Source organism: Marichromatium sp. AB31, assembly GCF_003718685.1.
GTDB classification, from domain to species: domain Bacteria; phylum Pseudomonadota; class Gammaproteobacteria; order Chromatiales; family Chromatiaceae; genus Marichromatium; species Marichromatium gracile.
This window is the reverse complement of sequence record NZ_RHFI01000032.1, coordinates 1-16,186: the sequence shown is the minus strand read 5'-3', so window position 1 is coordinate 16,186 and position 16,186 is coordinate 1. Positions and strand designations below refer to the sequence as shown.

Below are 16,186 nucleotides of genomic sequence, written 5' to 3'. Positions count from 1 at the left end.
GACGGCGGCGGTTCAGGCGCGCACGCCGGGCGTGGCGCGCTCCTGGCGTTCGAGGGAGACGAAGCGCTGATCGTCGTCGACGGTGAGACAGAAGGCGCCTCGAATCCCCGCGTTGGTGACGAAGCGACGCAGGTTCACCGCCGGCAGTGACAGGGTGCGACCGTCGTGGACCTTGACCAGTACCCGTGCCGCAGCGCCGCTGTAGTAGCGCAGATACTCGCTGGCCGGGATGTCGAGGGTGAAGTAGTAGCGTTGCATCGTTGGGTCTGGAGCGCGCCGTGGCGCGGTGATCGGCACATTGTAGCCGTACCGTCGGCTCCTGTCCGGCCGCGACCCGGTCGTGCCGGATACCGCGCTCATTGAAAAAAGAATGAGAGACGTTATCTCTATTGATATGGATGTCGGCCGCGATTCGCGGCGGCATCCCGCCCGTCGTCGACGGGGAGAGAATCGGTCGAACGTCATGGGGGCAGTCCCCGAAGGAGAGATGAGAGATGCGTGCGTTCCTGGGTGGTTCAATGGCCGCGGGTATGGTGTTGGTGTCCTTGATGGGCCTGGGGTGGACCCAGGGGATCGAGGCCGCGGTCACCGGTTTCTGACGCCGTTGCGCCCGTCGCTCGACTCGGTCAGCATGGGATGCCCCCTGTCCGATGGATGGCCGTGATGCAGGACCTCAAGCTCAACATGCGTGACATCGCCCGCTCCGGTCATGTCACCCGCTGGCACTCGGTACGCTGCGCGCGCAACCAGACGCTTGCCGAGCACCACTATCTGGTCGCGATGATCACCCGCGAGCTGCTCTCGCGGGTGATGCCCGAGGACCCCGGCCCCGAGGTGCGGCTGCAGGCCCTGGAATATGCCTTGCTCCACGATGCCCCGGAGTTGTTGATGGGCGATATGCCCTCGCCGCTGAAGCGTCGCGTGGCCGAGGTCGCCGGTCGCGCCGATCCGCTGGAACGGATCGAGCGCGAGATCGCCCCTGAGGTGATCGCGCGCAAGCAGGCGTTGCGCCACACGCCGCTGGCCTTCATCGTCAAGCTCGCCGATCTGATGGATGCCTGTCTGTTCATCCGCGAGGAGGGCATCGGTGCCCATGCCGCAGCGGTCGCCGACAAGAGCGAGACGGCGCTGCGCGACAAGCTCGCCGAGGCGCGGGCGGTCTTCCCTGCGCTCGACTGGACCCAGGCCGAGCGTCTCTATGCCGAGATGGCCGGCTGCGCCGGTACCGACAACCGTTTGCTGTTCGAGTGAGCGGCGTGCGCGTTCAGACGTGCTGACGCACCGCGCGCGGCCGGACGCTGCCGACCACCGCCTCGGCGGCGAGCCGGCCACTGCTCAGCGCCCAGTGGATCGAGGTCGGCCCCGCCATCTCTCCGCACACCCAGACTCGCTCGCCCCGTTGCGGGGCCGTTCGCAGCGACTGTACCGGTGGCTGCTGGAGCGGCAACGCCTGAGGGATGCGATGGACCGCGAGTCGCTCCCAGCCGCCGACGGCCTCTCCGAACCAGTCCGCCAGCTCCTGTCTGATCTGTGTCTCCAGGGTGTCCGGGTTATGGGTCGCACCGAGACAGTTGACCGTCACCAGGGCGCGTTCGGGCGGGGCATAGTGCTCGGAGAGGTTGCTCGGGCACAGCAGGCTGTTGACCACCCCGTGGCCGCTGCCATTGATCACCAGCGCGTTGCCCTCGAGCGGTGGCTGCGGCGCGGCGAAGTGGAAGCAGGTGGTGGCGCGCATCGGGCGCTGGGGCTCGTCGAGCAGATGCGCGGCGGCGTTGACGTCGGTGGCGATCACCACGGCGCGGGCGCGTAGTCGCTGTCCCGATTCGAGCAGTACGCGATCGCGCTCGATCCGCTCGACCCGGCTGCCGAGTCGGATGGTCCCGTTCGGCAGCCGGGTGGCGAGCTGGCGTGGGATCTGTGCCATCCCCCCCGCGGGTAGCGCGGTGTCGCCGAGCGCAAAGGCGCGAAAGACGAACTCGAAGGCCCGGCTCGAGACCGCGAGCTCCGGGTCGAAGAAGACCCCGGAGAAGAACGGCAGGAAGAAGCGCTCGCGGATCCGTGGCGAGAAGCCGAGTGCCTCGAGTCGCGCCGCAGCGCTGGTCTCGGGGCGGGCGTAGAGTGCGGCGAGATCGCCGGCGAGTGCCTGGTGACGGAGTCGCAGCAGCCGTAACTTGTCGGCGGCGGTGCCGACCGGCGAGACGAGCATCTGGGGCAGGCGCAGCGGGCGTCGCCAGATATCGCTGACGCGGTGCAGCCGACCGTCGAACCAGCTCAATGCGCCTGGGTAGAAGGGGCGCAGGTCGAGAGCCTGATAGTCGAGCATGCGCCGGGCCTCGGGGTACCAGGTCTGCAGGACCTGGAAGCCGCGGTCGAGCAGGAAGCCGTCGCGGCGCTCGGTGGCGACGCGGCCACCGACCTGGTCGCCGGCCTCGAGCACCAAGGGCTCGATCCCGGCCTTGCGAAGATGGATGGCGCAGGCGAGACCGGAGAGTCCGGCGCCGATGACGATGACGTCTGCGTCCATGGGGTGCCTCGATCTGATTGCGCCGCGACCGGAGTGCGCCGTCTCGGGCGGGGCGGCGCGGCGCGTGAATGTGGGTGACTCTGGATCTCAGGTTGTGGCGATCGTCGTCGAGTTCCAGCGTCGCGCGCGTCGGCCGCGTGGGGCTCTCGTCAGCGCTGTGTCAGGCAGGAGGGTCCGGCGCAGGCGTTGACCTCGATGGTGAGGTGGGCGATGCGGTCGAAGTCGGCGAGCAGGCGCTTGTAGTGCTCCACCGGTCGTGGCTCGTGGGTCACCAGCGAGAGGATGGCGGCATAGTGGTTGGCGCCGATCCGCCAGACATGGATGTCGGCGACGCGATTGTCGGCATCGGCCTCGATCGCTGCGCGGATCGCCTCGCGGTAGGGTGCCTCGATGCTTGCGTCGATCAGGATCGGTGCGCTCTCGCGCAGCAGTCCATAGGCCCAGACGGCAATGATGATGGCGCCGACCATGCCCATCACCGGGTCGAGCCAGTGCCAGCCGAGCAGCTTGCCGGCGAGCAGCGCGGCGATCGCCAGCAGCGAGGTCATGGCATCGGCGATGACGTGTACATAGGCCGCGCGCAGGTTGTGGTCGTGGCCATGGTCGTGCTCGTGCTCATGGTCGTCGTGATCGTGATCGTGATGGTGGCCGTGGTCATGACCGTGATGATGGTGGTGGTGCGCGTCCTTGAGCAGCAGGGCGCTGGCGAGGTTGACCGCGAGCCCGAGCAGGGCGACCAGGATCGACTCGTTGAAGTGGATGGTCTGCGGGTCGATCAGTCGTTGCACCGACTCGATCAGCATCATCAGCGCCACGGTGCCGAGTGCGATGGCGCTGGCGAAGCCGCCGAGCACGTTGACCTTGCCGGTGCCGAAGCTGTGAGCGGGGTCGTGGGCGTGCCGCGCGGCATAGCGATAGGCGAGGATGGCGATGAGGAAGGCGGCGACATGGGTGCCCATGTGCCAGCCGTCGGCGAGCAGGGCCATCGAGCCATAGACGGTGCCGGCGAGGATCTCGATCACCATCACCACGGCGGTCAGCAGCAACACATAATAGGTGTTGCGCTCGCCACGGTCGTTGTGGACCGCGAAGTCGTGGTGGTGTTGCCAGCGTTCGAGGGTATGGATGTGCATCTCGGGGGCGACTCCTGCGGGTTGCCATCGTCGGGACCGGCTCGACCAGCCCCGGGTCCCGCGCCGCACCCGCCGCCCCCCGACGGCGAGGCGGTGCGGTCTTCGTCCTGGCTCAGAACTCGACGGCGAGCTTGGCCAGGATGGTGTTGCCGGACTCGCCGGTGCCGCCCTCGGCACGATCGTAGTCGGTGTCGTGCGACCATTCCAGCGACACGGCGGTGTTGTCGAACACGCCGACCGAGACGCCGACCAGCCAGCGCTCCTCGGGTAGCTCCAGCGCGACGGCCTCGGTGGTGCCCTGATAGGCCGCGGCGGCGACCACCTCCTTGCCCATCACCTCGAAGGTATAGCCGGCCTCGATGTTCCAGGCGCTGGGCTTGGCACCCTCGCCCTCGAAGCTCAGGCTGTCGACCTCGAACTCTTCGGTGGCGGCGAGGTACTCACCGATCAGGTTGAAGGGACCGAAGGTGGCCGAGGCATTGGCGGTCCACCCGCCGGTACGCTCGCTGGCATCCACCAGCCCGGCGCGATTGTCGGCAATGGTGTCCTGCAGGGTGTCGGAGTCGCCGAGGTCGCTGATGTAGCCGAGGCCGAGGCTCCAGGCGCGATCATCGAAGGCCTGGGCGAAGCCGAGGTTGGCGCCCCAGCTGCCGATCTCGTTCTCGCCATCGATCTTGCGGTCGCCGTTGAAGGCGTAGACGCTGCCGTTGAAGTCGCCGTGGACGAAGCCGACCTGGAGCGCGGTCTCGCGCGCCTCGCCGATCTCCAGGGTCAGCGGATCGGAGACCAGGTTGGTCTCGTAGGCGCCGAAGGGCACGTAGAACTGACCGGCGGTGAGAAACAGCGGGCTGTGCTCGAGGTTGGCAATGGTGATATAGGCGTTGTCGACCTCGAGATCGGTGTCATCCTCCTCGTAGAGCAGCGAGGCATTGGCCTCGACCCAGTCGTTGACCTGTGCCGAGATGCCGAGCTCGAAGGTCGCCAGCACGATGTCGCTCTCGTCGCTGCCGACATAGGGGCTGGTGTGGTTGGCCTCGACCTCGATCAGGCCGGCGATCTCGATGCGCTGGAACCAGCCGGTCCCCCAGTTCTGTTCCGTGCGTCGCTCCTCGAGTGCGGTCTCGAGTTTCTTGACCCGCTCGGGTGTACCCTCAAGGGCGGCCTGCTGCTCGGCGATCAGTTTCGCCTGGGCCTGATTCTGCTGCTCCAGGCGCGCGACCCGCTGCTCGAGCGTATCGGCATAGGCCGGGACCTGACCGGCGATCGCGAGTGCGACCGCGGCCGAGAGTGTACGAACTGACATCTTGTTATTTCCCCTGAGAAACAATCACGAACGGAAAGGCGCAAAGCAAAGCATGATCGGCGTTCGATGCGCGGAGAATGCACAAACGCAAATCGTTTTCGTTTATACATTGGCAAGATGGCGATTGTCAAAGACCCGCCCCGGTGTTGCGGGGCGGTCTCGATCGTACGATGGGGTTGGAGCAGTCGCGGCGTGGGGGCGCCGCGACGGAGAGGGGTCAGGCCGACTCGCGGGCCAGTGCGGCATCCAGCTGGTCGATCGATGGAGCCGATTCGGTGCGCTGACGGTAGGCGACCAGATCCTCGATGGTCAGCACCGGCATCTGGTGACGCAGTGCGAAGTCGACGATCTCCGGCAGTCGTGCCATGGTGCCGTCGGGGTTGGTCAGCTCGCAGAGCACGCCGGCGGGGGTGAAGCCGGCCAGACGCATCAGGTCGACGGTGCCCTCGGTGTGACCGCGTCTCGCCAGCACGCCGCCGGGTCGGGCGCGCAGCGGGAACACATGACCGGGACGCGCGAGGTCCTCGGGGCGGGCGTTCGGGGCGATCGCGGTACGGATGGTGGTGACGCGATCGGCCGCCGACACGCCGGTGGTCACGCCCTCGCGGGCCTCGATGGTGACGGTGAAGGCGGTGCCGTTACGACTGGTGTTGTCCTCGACCATCATCGGCAGCTCGAGCTGGCGCAGCCGCGCCTCCTCGAGACAGAGACAGACGATGCCGCTGCACTCGCGGATGAGCAGCGCCATCTGTGCCGGCTCGATGGTCTCGGCCGGGAAGATGAGGTCGCCCTCGTTCTCGCGGTCTTCGTCGTCGACGAGCAGGACGCCGGAGCCTGCGCGCAGGGCGGCGATGGCGTTGGCGACACGCGTTTCGGGATCACCGAAACGGTTGAGTAGGGGAAAGGCTTGAATCTGATTCATGGCTCGCTGAAACGACGTTCGAGTGATCTGAATCAGGGCAGTGAAGGGGAGCGGGCACAGCGCGGTCGCGCCCCCGCGAGGGGACGGACCGGGTCGCGACCCTATCCTCTGTCATCCGGACTCTAACCGTCGGCCCCGGAGTCTCACCGGGTCTGCTGACCCTGCCGTGTCACGGCAGGCGCTCGCGGGCTGTCCGCTGTTGCGGAGTCACCGCCGGTCGGGAATTTCACCCTGCCCCGAGAATAGGTGCGCCTTGAGTCTGATCGAGCCGGGGCTGCATGGCGCGGGCCCCGGCGGCGACGGTACTGGCCGAGACGGCCGGAGGCGTCGCTTCCCAAGGTGCTGAGTGCGGAATCCTAGGATCCCGCGCGCGATCGTTCACTCAATGGTTGCATGGCTGGCGGCGATCGATGGCCGGAGGCCCTCGCCGCAACGCTGAACGGGGACCTTGCCCCGTCGGTCCATCGTGATAGCCGACCCTGATGGGCCGTCTGGACGATGCCTCCCTGCATCGCTGCGGTGCCGGAGCAGACCGGCACCCGGGGAACGGATGGATCCTATTCCCCTGAATACTATGGGGGCTATGCCGCGCTTTGGCAATCGGGCCGTGCGCTGCCTCAGCCCAGACTCGGTTCGGCCGCTGCCGGCGCCGTGTGCCGGGCGCGCCAGCGGGCAAACAGACTCGCCCACTTGTCGATCAGGTTCTTGAGCGCGATCAGCAGCCCCAGACCGATGAAGGCACCGGGCGGCAGGATCGCGATCAGCGCGCCCTGGAAGTCGTCGCCGAGGGTCATGGTGAGCCCGCGCGCCGCCTCGCCGAGCAACAGGTGGGCCTGGTAGAAGAGGGTGCCTTGACCGGCAAGCTCGCGCAGCGCGCCGAGCGCCATCAGCACCAGGGTGAAGCCCACTCCCATCGCCAGACCGTCGACCAGGGCGCGGTCGACGCGGTTTTTCGAGGCGAAGGCCTCGGCGCGGCCGATGATCGCGCAGTTGGTGACGATCAGCGGGATGAACAACCCGAGCACCAGATAGAGCTCGTAGAAGTGCGCCTGGATGGTCAGCTCGACGGCGGTGACGAAGGAGGCGATCACCAGCACGAACACCGGCAGTCGTACCTCGGGGCGCACCAGATTGCGGATCAGCGAGATGGTGACGTTGGAGAGCACCAGTACCGCGGTGGTCGCCAGCCCCATGCCGAGACCATTGGTCGCGCTGGTGGTGGTCGCCAGCAACGGGCAGAGCCCGAGCAGGGCGACCAACGCTTGGTTGTTGTGCCACAGGCCCTCGGTGACGAGCGGCAGATAGCCCTGGTCCTTCGCCATCAGGAGGCCTCCTGGTCGGTTGCGGTGACGGATCGGTTCGCGGTCTGGGGCTGGGAGGATGCCTCCTGATAGAGACGTGCGCCCTGCTGATCGACATAGATCAGGGTGTTCTTGACCGCCTTGACGATGGCGCGCGGGGTGATGGTTGCGCCGGTGAACTGGTCGAAGTCGCCGCCATCGCGTTTCACCCCCCAGCGCTCGATCGGCGGGTCGCCGAGCGAGGTGCCGGCAAAGCCGTAGACCCAGTCGGACTTGGCCTCCTCGATCTTGTCGCCGAGCCCGGGGGTCTCGTGGTGCGAGAGCACCCGTACACCGCCGACGGTGCCGTCGGTGAGCACCGAGACCAGCAGGCGGATGGGGCCGGCATAGCCGTCGGGGACCACCGGTTCGAGGATCACCGCGACCGGTTCGTCACCTTGGCGCACCCGGTAGACGCGGGTGGTGTCGGCGCCGAGCAGTTCGCGGGCGCTGACCTCGATGGTGTCGGTGAGCGGGTCGTTGTCGGCGCGACCGGCGGGGAGGATGGCCGCGAGCTTGCGCTCCATGGCCTGGCGCTGGTTCTCGGCAATGCGATCGTCCATGACCGCCTGGGTGATCACCACCAGGGCGACACCACTGACCGCGAAGGCGCTGAGTACGAAGGCGGCGAGCAGGATAGGTCTGATCTTCATCGGGCGCGTTCTCTACCGTGTCCGAAGACGCGTGGCTGGGTGTAGTAGTCGATGGTGGGGGCGGCGATGTTCATCAACAGCACCGCGAAGGCGACCGCATCGGGGTAGCCGCCCCAGGTGCGGATCACGAACACCGTGGCGCCGATGCAGGCGCCATAGATCAGCTGGCCGCGGCGGGTGGTGGTGGCGGTGACCGGGTCGGTGGCGATGAAGAAGGCGCCGAGGATGGCCGCGCCGCTGAACAGATGGAAGGCCGGGAAGGGGTGGGTCTGCGGATCGATCAGCCAGAACAGGGTGGCCAGCGAGAGCAACCCGGCGAGCATCGACACCGGGATGTGCCAAGTGATGGTGCGACGCCACAGCAGATAGGCACCGCCAAGCAGAAAGGCGGCGTTGACCCACTCCCAGCCACGACCGCCGAACACGCCCCAGAGCGCGCTCTGGTCACGGATCTCGGCGATGGTCAGCTGCTCGTCGAGCTGGGTGCGCATCTCGTCGAGCGGGGTCGCGGCGGTCACCGCGTCCCAGTCGACCCCGGCGGGCAGCACCTGATGGAGGATCATCGCCAGCGAGTCGCCGAACGACAGGTCGATCCCCGAGAGCAGTTCGGGGGCGAGCCAGCTGGTCATCGCCACCGGGTAGGAGACCAGCAGGAAGACATAGGCGGCCATGGCCGGGTTGAAGGGGTTGTAGCCGAGCCCGCCGTAGAGCTGCTTGACCAGCACGATGGCGAACAACATCCCCAGCAGCGTCATCCACCAGGGCAGGGTCGGCGGCACCGAGATGGCGAACAGCACCGCGGTGACCACCGCGCTGAGATCACCCAGCGCCGGCAGCACCGGACGACGGCGCAGCAGCAGCACCAGCGCCTCGGCGATCACCGCGAAACCGACCGCGAGGGTGACGTTGACGAGCACGCCCCAGCCGAAGAACCAGGTCATCGCCAGCACCCCGGGCACCAGCGCGAGCAGCACCTGGAGCATGACGCGATCGACCCGGTTGACCCGAGGGACGTGGGGGGAGGAGATCAGTGTGCTAGTCATGCGGATTCACGAAGCTCGAAAGGGTTGCGGGATCGGTGGGGCGCCGTCGGCGGCGCTCAGGCGCCGTTGGTCGGTTCGCCGGCGCCTTGCTGCTTGGCTGCGGCGCGGGCGCGCGCCGCGGCGATCGCCGCCTGCTTGGCCTCGCTGCTGGTGCCGCTCTCGGCCTTGGCCTTGGCGGCGAGCGCCTCCTTCTTCTGGCGCATCCGCGCCTGACGTTCGCGCTCCTGGCGCTCGAGACGGGCCTGCTTGGCCTCGTGGCGCTGGCGTGCCTCCTCGGCCTTGCGCTTTTCCTGCTCGCGCGCCCACACCTCGGTCTTGGCATAGCGGTAGTACTGCACCAGCGGGATGTGGCTGGGACAGACCTGGGCGCAGCAGCCGCACTCGATGCAGTCGAACAGGTTGTAGTCCTGGGCGTGGTCGAAGTCCTTGGCGCGGGCGAACCAGTAGAGCTGCTGGGGCAGCAGGTTGGCCGGGCAGGCGTCGGCGCAGCGCCCGCAGCGGATGCAGGCCAGCGCCGGGCCGGGATCCGGGGCCTCGGCGGCGGTGAGCGCGAGCAGACAGTTGACCGGCTTGGTCACCGGAACCCCTTGCTCTCCCAGCTCGAAGCCCATCATCGGGCCGCCACAGACGAGCTTGCGCGGCTGTTCGCGATAACCGTCGCAGCAGGCGATGAGGTCGGTCGCCGGGGTGCCGATGCGCGCCTCGAGATTGCGCGGCGCGGTGATCGCGCGCCCGGTGACGGTGACCACGCGCGAGATCAGCGGGCGTCCGTCGAGCACCGCCTCGGCCACCGCGTGCGCGGTGCCGACGTTCTGGCAGACGATGCCGATCTGCGCCGGGATGCCGTGGCTCGGCACCTCCTTGCCGGTGAGGATGCGGATGAGCTGCTTCTCGCCGCCGCTCGGGTAGAGCGTGGGGATGGCCACCACCTCGGCGCTGGCACGCAGGTCGCTCTCGCCGAGGGCGAAGCGCATCGCCGCGATCGCCTCGGGCTTGTTGTCCTCGATGCCGATCAGCACCTCGGGGCCGCCGAGCAGGTGGCGCATGATCCGCACCCCCTCGAGGATGCGGCTGGCGCGCTCGCGCATCAGCCGGTCATCGCAGGTGATGTAGGGCTCGCACTCGGCGCCGTTGATCACCAGGGTGTCGATGCGCCGGTCCGGACCGGGGTTGAGCTTGACCCCGGTGGGGAAGGAGGCCCCACCCATGCCCACCACCCCGGCCCAGCGGATGCGCTCGCGCACCTCGGCCGGATCGAGCTGGGCATAGTGGGTCATGGGTTCGGGCAATTCGGCCCAGGCATCCTCGCCATCGGTCTCGATCACCGCGCAGAGCGCCGAGAGTCCCGAGGGGTGCGGCACCGGTCGCTCCTCGATGGCGATCACGGTGCCCGAACTCGAGGCGTGCACCGGGGCGCTGACATAGCCATCGGCGGCGGCGATGCACTGGCCCTTGAGGACGCGATCGCCGACTGCGACGAGCACCCGCGCCGAGGCGCCGATGTGCTGCTGCAGCGGGATCACCAGCTGCTTCGGGATGGGCGCGACGGCGATCTCGCTGGCGTTCGACAACGCCTTCTCGTCGGCGATGTGGATGCCGCCGTGGAAGGTCCACAGACGACGCTCGCTGGAGGGTACGGGGTTGGCTGCCATGTCGGCTCCTCGTGGATCAGGCGGCCGCGCGCCGGGAGTCGTCCTGTTGCTGCGGATAGGGCCAGCGCCAGGAGCGGATATCGGTGGCCACCGGCACCATGCTGATGCAGTCGACCGGGCAGGGCGCGAGGCACAGCTCGCAGCCGGTGCAGGCCTCGTCGAGCACGGCATGGAGCTGCTTGGCCGCGCCGACGATGGCGTCGACCGGGCAGGCCTGCAGGCACTTGGTGCAGCCGATGCAGTTCTGCGGGTCGATGTGGGCGACCGCCGGCAGCTTCTCCTCGGCGTCGAGCGCCACCGGGTCGCGACCGAGCAGATCGGCCAGCGCCTGTACGGTGGCCTCGCCGCCCGGGGTGCACTTGTTGATGTCGTCCTCGCCGCGGGCGACGGCCTCGGCATAGGGACGGCAACCGGGGTGGCCGCACTGGCCGCACTGGGTCTGCGGCAGCAGGGCGTCGATCTGGTCGGCGATCGGGTCGCCCTCGATGTGGAAGCGAATCGCCGAGTAGCCGAGCAGCAGCCCGAACACGGCGGAGAGTGCGGCGAAGGCGAGGATGGCGGTCAGCATGGCTCTCGGGCGTTCAAATCAGTTCGCGACCAGGCCGGCGAAGCCCATGAAGGCGAGCGACATCAGGCCGGCGGTGACCAGGGCGATGGCGCTGCCCTGGAAGGGTTCGGGGACGTCGGCGACGGCCACTCGCTCGCGGATCGCCGCGAACAGGGTCAGCACCAGCGAGAAGCCGAGCGCGGCGCCGAAGCCGTAGAGGGTGGCCTCGACCAGGGTGTGATCGGCCTGCAGGTTGAGCAGCGCGACGCCGAGCACGGCGCAGTTGGTGGTGATCAACGGCAGGAAGATACCGAGCACCTGATAGAGCACCGGGCTGGTCTTGTGCATCACCGTCTCGGTGAACTGCACCACCACGGCGATCACCAGGATGAAGGCGATGGTGCGCAGATACTCGATGCCGAGCGGCACCAGCAGATACTCGTTGACCAGCCAGGAGCTGATCGAGGAGAGGGTCAGCACGAAGGTGGTGGCCAGACCCATGCCGGCGGCCGTCTCGAGCTTCTTCGACACCCCCATGAAGGGGCACAGGCCAAGGAACTTGACCAGAACGAAGTTGTTGACCAGGACCGTCCCGACCAGGATGAGCGCGTATTCAGTCATGCCGTCTTCGTATCGGAATTGAGACTCGGGGTCGATGACGCGCTCGCGCGCGAGAGGCACCGACGAGGCGGGCGAAATTCTCTAAGAATACGCGCCCGCATGAACCGCGACAACCGCCGTGGCCGAGTGCACGGCCCCGGCCGGGATGCGGGGTGCTGCATCCAGTCTGAACCCCTCGGGTTCGGGCTGTCACCGCGTGGATTGTGGGGATTGGCGCGGGCGGACTCCACCGCATTCGTCAACCGGTGGCGCCCGCAGGTTCCCGATCACACCGGGGGCGCGGCCCCGGCCCGCGATCACTTCACCCGCATCCCCGGCTCGGCGCCGCTGTCTGGCGAGAGGATGAAGAGGTCGCTGCCGCCGGGGCCGGCGGCGAGCACCATGCCCTCGGAGACGCCGAAGCGCATCTTGCGCGGGGCGAGGTTGGCGACCATCACCGTCAGCCGGCCCTCGAGGTCGGCCGGGTCGTAGGCGGCGCGGATGCCGGCGAAGACGTTGCGGGTCTCGCCACCGAGATCGAGGGTCAGGCGCAGCAGCTTCTTCGCGCCCTCGACCTGCTCGGCCGCGGCGATGCGGGCGATGCGCAGGTCGAGCTTGGCGAAGGTCTCGAAGTCGATGGTCTCGGCGATCGGATCGGCCTCGAGGTGCGGGTTGGCCGGCGCCGGTTGCTGTTGCGCGGTGGCCGCCAGATCCTCCTTCGATGCCTCGATCATGGCCTCGACCTGGGCCGGCTCGATGCGCTGCATCAACGGCTTAAAGCGGGCGATCTCATGGCCGAGCAGGGGGGTTGCGAGCACCGACCAGGTCAGCGGCTCGACCTGGAGGAAGGCCTCGGCGTCGGCGGCGGTGCCGGGCAGGATCGGGCGCAGATAGCCGATCAGCAGCCGGAACAGGTTGATCCCCATCGAGCAGATGCCGTGCAGCTCCTGCTCGCGCCCGTCCTGCTTGGCGACCACCCAGGGCGCCTGCTCGTCGATGTACTGGTTGGCGCGATCGGCCAGGGCCATGATCTCGCGCACCGCGCGGGCGTATTCGCGCCCCTCGTAGGCGGCGGCGATGCGCTCGCCGGCGGCGGCGAACTCGGCAAACAGCTCGGGCGCGGCCAGGGTGTCGGCGAGCCTGCCGTCGAAGCGCTTGGTGATGAAACCGGCGCAACGGCTGGCGATGTTGACCACCTTGCCGACCAGATCGGCGTTGACTCGCGCGGTGAAGTCCTCGAGGTTGAGGTCGATGTCGTCGACCCCGGCGCCGAGCTTGGCGGCGAAGTAGTAGCGCAGATACTCGGGGTCGAGATGGTCGAGATAGGTGCGCGCCTTGATGAAGGTGCCGCGCGACTTCGACATCTTCTGTCCGTCGACGGTGAGGAAGCCGTGGGCGAACACCGCGTCGGGGGTGCGGAACCCGGCGCCGTGGAGCATCGCCGGCCAGAACAGGGCGTGGAAGTAGACGATGTCCTTGCCGATGAAGTGATAGAGCTCGGCCTCGGAGTCGCTGCCCCAGAAGCGTTCGAAGTCGAGCCCGGGCTGGCTGGCGCCGAGCCGGTCGCAGAGGTTCCGGAAGCTGGCCATGTAGCCGATCGGGGCGTCGAGCCAGACGTAGAAGAACTTGCCCGGATGATCGGGGATCTCGAAGCCGAAGTAGGGGGCGTCGCGCGAGATGTCCCAGGACTGCAGCCCGGCCTCGAACCACTCGTCGAGCTTGTTGGCCACCTGGGTCTGCAGCCCGCCGCCACGGGTCCAGCCCTTGAGCATCTCCTCGAAGTCGCCGAGCTTGAAGAAGTAGTGATCGGACTCGCGCTGCTCGGGCACCGCGCCAGAGACGGCCGAGCGCGGGTTCTTCAGCTCGTTGGGCGAGTAGCTCGCGCCGCAGGCCTCGCAGTTGTCGCCGTACTGGTCGGCGGCGCCGCACTTGGGACACTCGCCCTTGATGAAGCGATCGGGCAGGAACATCTGCTCGACCGGGTCATAGGCCTGGGTGATGGTGCGCCGCTCGATATGGCCGGCGTCGCGGTTGCGGGCGTAGATCAGCCCGGCGTAGTGCCGGTTCTCCTCGGAGTGGGTCGAGTGATAGTTGTCGAAGCCGACGCGGAAGGCGGCGAAGTCGGCCTGGTGCTCGGCGCTGATGCGCGCGATCAGCGCCTCGGGCTCGATCCCCTCCTGGCGTGCGCGCAGCATGATCGGGGTGCCGTGGGCGTCGTCGGCGCAGACGTACCAGCAGTTGTGCCCGCGCATCTTCTGAAAGCGCGCCCAGATGTCGGTCTGGATGTACTCCACCAGATGCCCGAGATGGATCGGGCCGTTGGCATAGGGGAGGGCGCTGGTGATCAGGATGTCGCGGGTCGTGCTCATGAATGGGCTCGGATGATTCGGGAACGGGGGGTGAATGCCCGCTATTATTCCACGACTGGCGCGATAGCGGCCATGGTGGCGTCGGCGGTCAGCTTCCAGCGACCAGCCGCCAGTCACCAGTCACCAGCTGTCAGCCGCCGGCCGTCAGCCGCCGGCGCCAAGTTTTCCCACTGGAGGCTGAGAGCTGGGGGCTGGAAGCTTGCAATCAGCCGTCAGTCGTCAGCCACCAGTCGTCAGCCATCGGCGCCAAGCTTCCCCACTGGAGGCTGAGCGCTGGGCGCTGGCAGCTCGCAATCAGCCACCAGCCGCCGCCCGCCGATGCCAAGCTTCCCCACTGGAGGCTGGAGGCTGGAGGCTGGAGGCTGGAGGCTGGAGGCTGGCAGCTGATGGATCCCCTTGCCCCGCCGCGCGGCTTTGCGCTTGAATTAGCGCTTTCTGATACCAACACTGGCGTCAAGCCCGCGCGGCGTCGTCGCCGACGGATCCTCCGCGCGCCCGCCCCGCATCCTCCGGCGCGCGGACCTGTCCTCACACGGAGTACCGCATGTCCGAACCCACCAGAGAAGCCATCGAGAACGCCATCAAGTCCTACCAGGAGCCGCACCTGGGCCAAGATCTGGTGACCGCCCAAGCCGTGCGTGACATCACCATCGACGGGGGGCGGGTCGGCATCGCCATCTCGCTCGGTTTCCCCGCCGACGGGGTGCGCGCGCAGATCGCCGAGGCGGTGCGCGAGCGCGTCGTCGCGTTGCCCGGGGTTGAGCAGGCCGAGGTCGAGGTCGTCACCGAGATCAAGGCGCACGCGGTGCAGAAGTCGCTCAAGCCGATCGACAACGTCAAGAACATCATCGCCGTGGCCTCGGGCAAGGGCGGTGTCGGCAAGTCGACCACCGCGGTCAACCTGGCGCTGGCGCTCGCCGCCGAGGGCGCCAAGGTCGGGCTGCTCGATGCCGACATCTACGGTCCCTCGCAGCCGCGCATGCTCGGCATCACCGGTCAGCCCGAGTCGCGCGACGGCAACACCCTGGAGCCGATGCAGCGCTATGGTCTGCAGGCGATGTCGATCGGTTTTCTGATCGACGAGGAGACGCCGATGATCTGGCGTGGCCCGATGGTCACCCAGGCCCTCGAGCAGCTGCTCAAGGACACCAACTGGTCGGCGCTCGACTATCTGGTGATCGACCTGCCGCCGGGCACCGGCGACACCCAGCTGACCCTGGCGCAGAAGGTGCCGGTCTCGGGCGCGCTGATCGTCACCACGCCGCAGGACATCGCCCTCCTTGATGCACGCAAGGGGCTGAAGATGTTCCAGAAGGTCGAGGTGCCGGTGCTCGGTATCGTCGAGAACATGAGCATGCATATCTGCTCCAAGTGCGGTCATGAGGAGCACATCTTCGGCGAGGGCGGCGGGCAGGCGATGTCCGAGCAGTACGGCGTCGACCTGCTCGGTGCGCTGCCGCTCGACATCGCCATCCGCGAGCAGGCCGATGGCGGCAAGCCGACAGTGGTCGCTGCCCCCGAGTCGCGCTCGGCCGAGATCTATCGCGAGATCGCCCGCAAGACCGCCGCCAAGCTCTCGCTGCAGGCAAAGGACTATGCGGCCAAGTTCCCGCGCATCGTGATCGAGAACAACTGAGGCTCGAGGGTCGCCAGCGGTCAGCGACCAGCTGCCAGTCGGAACGGTTGAACCGCAAAGACACAAAGAGCGCGAAGAAGGGAAGAGCCTCCAGTGATCAGCCTCCAGCCGCCAGTGGCTGCCTGTCTTCGAGTGTTGGTCGGAAACGCACGCCAACCGGTCGCTGACAGCGAATGGGGAGTAGCGCTATCGTCGAGGCCGACCATCCACTGGCGGCTGGCCGCTGATGGCTGGCAGCTTGAATCCCTTCGCGCCCTTTGCGGCTTGTATCTTGCCTCCCCGTGGTGGTTAGCTCCCACCGCGCGAGATTGAGGCAGCTCGATTGCGACTGAAGGCTTGGACCTTGCCGCAAAGATTCAGCCCTCGATCTCTCTTCTCATGCCAGTCTCGACACTGAACGGTATCCAAGGGGCAAACCCTGCATGGACAAGGCGAGTGGGTATGAGGACTGGCCCAGGATCAAG

At 67.7% G+C, this 16,186-nt stretch carries 14 protein-coding genes and 1 riboswitch; of the genes, 2 read left to right on the top strand and 12 right to left on the bottom strand.

Annotated elements, in window-relative coordinates:
- Positions 1 to 12: 12 nt before the first annotated feature.
- Complete coding sequence (locus EBL84_RS15565) at positions 13 to 258, bottom strand: DUF2835 domain-containing protein (protein WP_123141653.1); 246 nt, start codon at positions 256 to 258, stop codon at positions 13 to 15.
- 405 nt (positions 259 to 663) lie between these two features.
- Between EBL84_RS15565 and EBL84_RS15560 the strand changes: the two genes are divergently transcribed.
- Positions 664 to 1,251, top strand: a complete 588-nt coding sequence (locus EBL84_RS15560; RefSeq protein WP_123141652.1) for a YfbR-like 5'-deoxynucleotidase — start codon at positions 664 to 666, stop codon at positions 1,249 to 1,251.
- A 13-nt stretch (positions 1,252 to 1,264) separates the two neighbouring features.
- Here the strand turns inward: EBL84_RS15560 and EBL84_RS15555 are convergent, their stop codons facing one another.
- The 11 genes from EBL84_RS15555 to metG form a co-directional block, all read right to left on the bottom strand.
- Complete coding sequence (locus EBL84_RS15555) at positions 1,265 to 2,524, bottom strand: NAD(P)/FAD-dependent oxidoreductase (protein WP_123141651.1); 1,260 nt, start codon at positions 2,522 to 2,524, stop codon at positions 1,265 to 1,267.
- A 149-nt stretch (positions 2,525 to 2,673) separates the two neighbouring features.
- Positions 2,674 to 3,657, bottom strand: coding sequence for a CDF family Co(II)/Ni(II) efflux transporter DmeF (dmeF, locus tag EBL84_RS15550; protein ID WP_123141650.1), 984 nt, complete (start codon positions 3,655 to 3,657; stop codon positions 2,674 to 2,676).
- A 112-nt stretch (positions 3,658 to 3,769) separates the two neighbouring features.
- Positions 3,770 to 4,960, bottom strand: coding sequence for an LbtU family siderophore porin (locus tag EBL84_RS15545; protein ID WP_123141649.1), 1,191 nt, complete (start codon positions 4,958 to 4,960; stop codon positions 3,770 to 3,772).
- Between the two features lie 217 nt (positions 4,961 to 5,177).
- The gene (gene ribB, locus EBL84_RS15540; protein ID WP_123141648.1) at positions 5,178 to 5,882 is read right to left on the bottom strand and encodes a 3,4-dihydroxy-2-butanone-4-phosphate synthase; all 705 of its coding nucleotides are present in this window, start codon (positions 5,880 to 5,882) and stop codon (positions 5,178 to 5,180) included.
- Positions 5,883 to 5,981: 99 nt separating this feature from the next.
- A riboswitch (FMN riboswitch) is annotated at positions 5,982 to 6,130 on the bottom strand.
- Between the two features lie 369 nt (positions 6,131 to 6,499).
- Positions 6,500 to 7,204 (bottom strand): electron transport complex subunit E, encoded by a 705-nt coding sequence (locus tag EBL84_RS15535; protein ID WP_123141647.1) that lies wholly within the window; start codon positions 7,202 to 7,204, stop codon positions 6,500 to 6,502.
- Positions 7,204 to 7,875: an electron transport complex subunit RsxG gene (gene rsxG / locus EBL84_RS15530; protein WP_123141646.1), complete on the bottom strand. Its 672-nt coding sequence runs from the start codon at positions 7,873 to 7,875 to the stop codon at positions 7,204 to 7,206. The genes EBL84_RS15535 and rsxG overlap by 1 nt, the downstream gene beginning before the upstream one ends.
- Positions 7,872 to 8,918, bottom strand: coding sequence for an electron transport complex subunit RsxD (gene rsxD, locus EBL84_RS15525; RefSeq protein ID WP_123141645.1), 1,047 nt, complete (start codon positions 8,916 to 8,918; stop codon positions 7,872 to 7,874). The genes rsxG and rsxD overlap by 4 nt, the downstream gene beginning before the upstream one ends.
- Positions 8,919 to 8,974: 56 nt before the next feature.
- The gene (rsxC, locus tag EBL84_RS15520) at positions 8,975 to 10,570 is read right to left on the bottom strand and encodes an electron transport complex subunit RsxC (RefSeq protein WP_123141644.1); all 1,596 of its coding nucleotides are present in this window, start codon (positions 10,568 to 10,570) and stop codon (positions 8,975 to 8,977) included.
- A 16-nt stretch (positions 10,571 to 10,586) separates the two neighbouring features.
- Entirely contained in the window at positions 10,587 to 11,138 is a 552-nt protein-coding gene (gene rsxB / locus EBL84_RS15515) for an electron transport complex subunit RsxB (protein ID WP_005224363.1), read from the bottom strand.
- A gap of 18 nt (positions 11,139 to 11,156) precedes the next feature.
- Positions 11,157 to 11,738, bottom strand: coding sequence for an electron transport complex subunit RsxA (gene rsxA, locus EBL84_RS15510; protein WP_062274135.1), 582 nt, complete (start codon positions 11,736 to 11,738; stop codon positions 11,157 to 11,159).
- A gap of 296 nt (positions 11,739 to 12,034) precedes the next feature.
- On the bottom strand, positions 12,035 to 14,086 hold the full coding sequence (metG, locus tag EBL84_RS15505; RefSeq protein ID WP_123141643.1) for a methionine--tRNA ligase: 2,052 nt from the start codon (positions 14,084 to 14,086) through the stop codon (positions 12,035 to 12,037).
- 544 nt (positions 14,087 to 14,630) lie between these two features.
- On the opposite strand from metG, the gene apbC reads away from it, so the two are divergent.
- Positions 14,631 to 15,722, top strand: coding sequence for an iron-sulfur cluster carrier protein ApbC (gene apbC / locus EBL84_RS15500; RefSeq protein ID WP_123141642.1), 1,092 nt, complete (start codon positions 14,631 to 14,633; stop codon positions 15,720 to 15,722).
- The last annotated feature ends 464 nt before the right edge of the window (positions 15,723 to 16,186 follow it).

Bases quoted from the DNA above. Each gene is read 5' to 3' on its own strand.
- rsxA (WP_062274135.1), bottom strand. From the start codon at position 11,738: ATGACTGAATACGCGCTCATCCTGGTCGGGACGGTCCTGGTCAACAAC.
- ribB (WP_123141648.1), bottom strand. From the start codon at position 5,882: ATGAATCAGATTCAAGCCTTTCCCCTACTCAACCGTTTCGGTGATCCC.
- EBL84_RS15535 (WP_123141647.1), bottom strand. From the start codon at position 7,204: ATGGCGAAGGACCAGGGCTATCTGCCGCTCGTCACCGAGGGCCTGTGG.
- rsxG (WP_123141646.1), bottom strand. From the start codon at position 7,875: ATGAAGATCAGACCTATCCTGCTCGCCGCCTTCGTACTCAGCGCCTTC.
- EBL84_RS15555 (WP_123141651.1), bottom strand. From the start codon at position 2,524: ATGGACGCAGACGTCATCGTCATCGGCGCCGGACTCTCCGGTCTCGCC.
- rsxD (WP_123141645.1), bottom strand. From the start codon at position 8,918: ATGACTAGCACACTGATCTCCTCCCCCCACGTCCCTCGGGTCAACCGG.
- rsxB (WP_005224363.1), bottom strand. From the start codon at position 11,138: ATGCTGACCGCCATCCTCGCCTTCGCCGCACTCTCCGCCGTGTTCGGG.
- dmeF (WP_123141650.1), bottom strand. From the start codon at position 3,657: ATGCACATCCATACCCTCGAACGCTGGCAACACCACCACGACTTCGCG.
- rsxC (WP_123141644.1), bottom strand. From the start codon at position 10,570: ATGGCAGCCAACCCCGTACCCTCCAGCGAGCGTCGTCTGTGGACCTTC.
- metG (WP_123141643.1), bottom strand. From the start codon at position 14,086: ATGAGCACGACCCGCGACATCCTGATCACCAGCGCCCTCCCCTATGCC.
- apbC (WP_123141642.1), top strand. From the start codon at position 14,631: ATGTCCGAACCCACCAGAGAAGCCATCGAGAACGCCATCAAGTCCTAC.
- EBL84_RS15560 (WP_123141652.1), top strand. From the start codon at position 664: ATGCAGGACCTCAAGCTCAACATGCGTGACATCGCCCGCTCCGGTCAT.
- EBL84_RS15545 (WP_123141649.1), bottom strand. From the start codon at position 4,960: ATGTCAGTTCGTACACTCTCGGCCGCGGTCGCACTCGCGATCGCCGGT.
- EBL84_RS15565 (WP_123141653.1), bottom strand. From the start codon at position 258: ATGCAACGCTACTACTTCACCCTCGACATCCCGGCCAGCGAGTATCTG.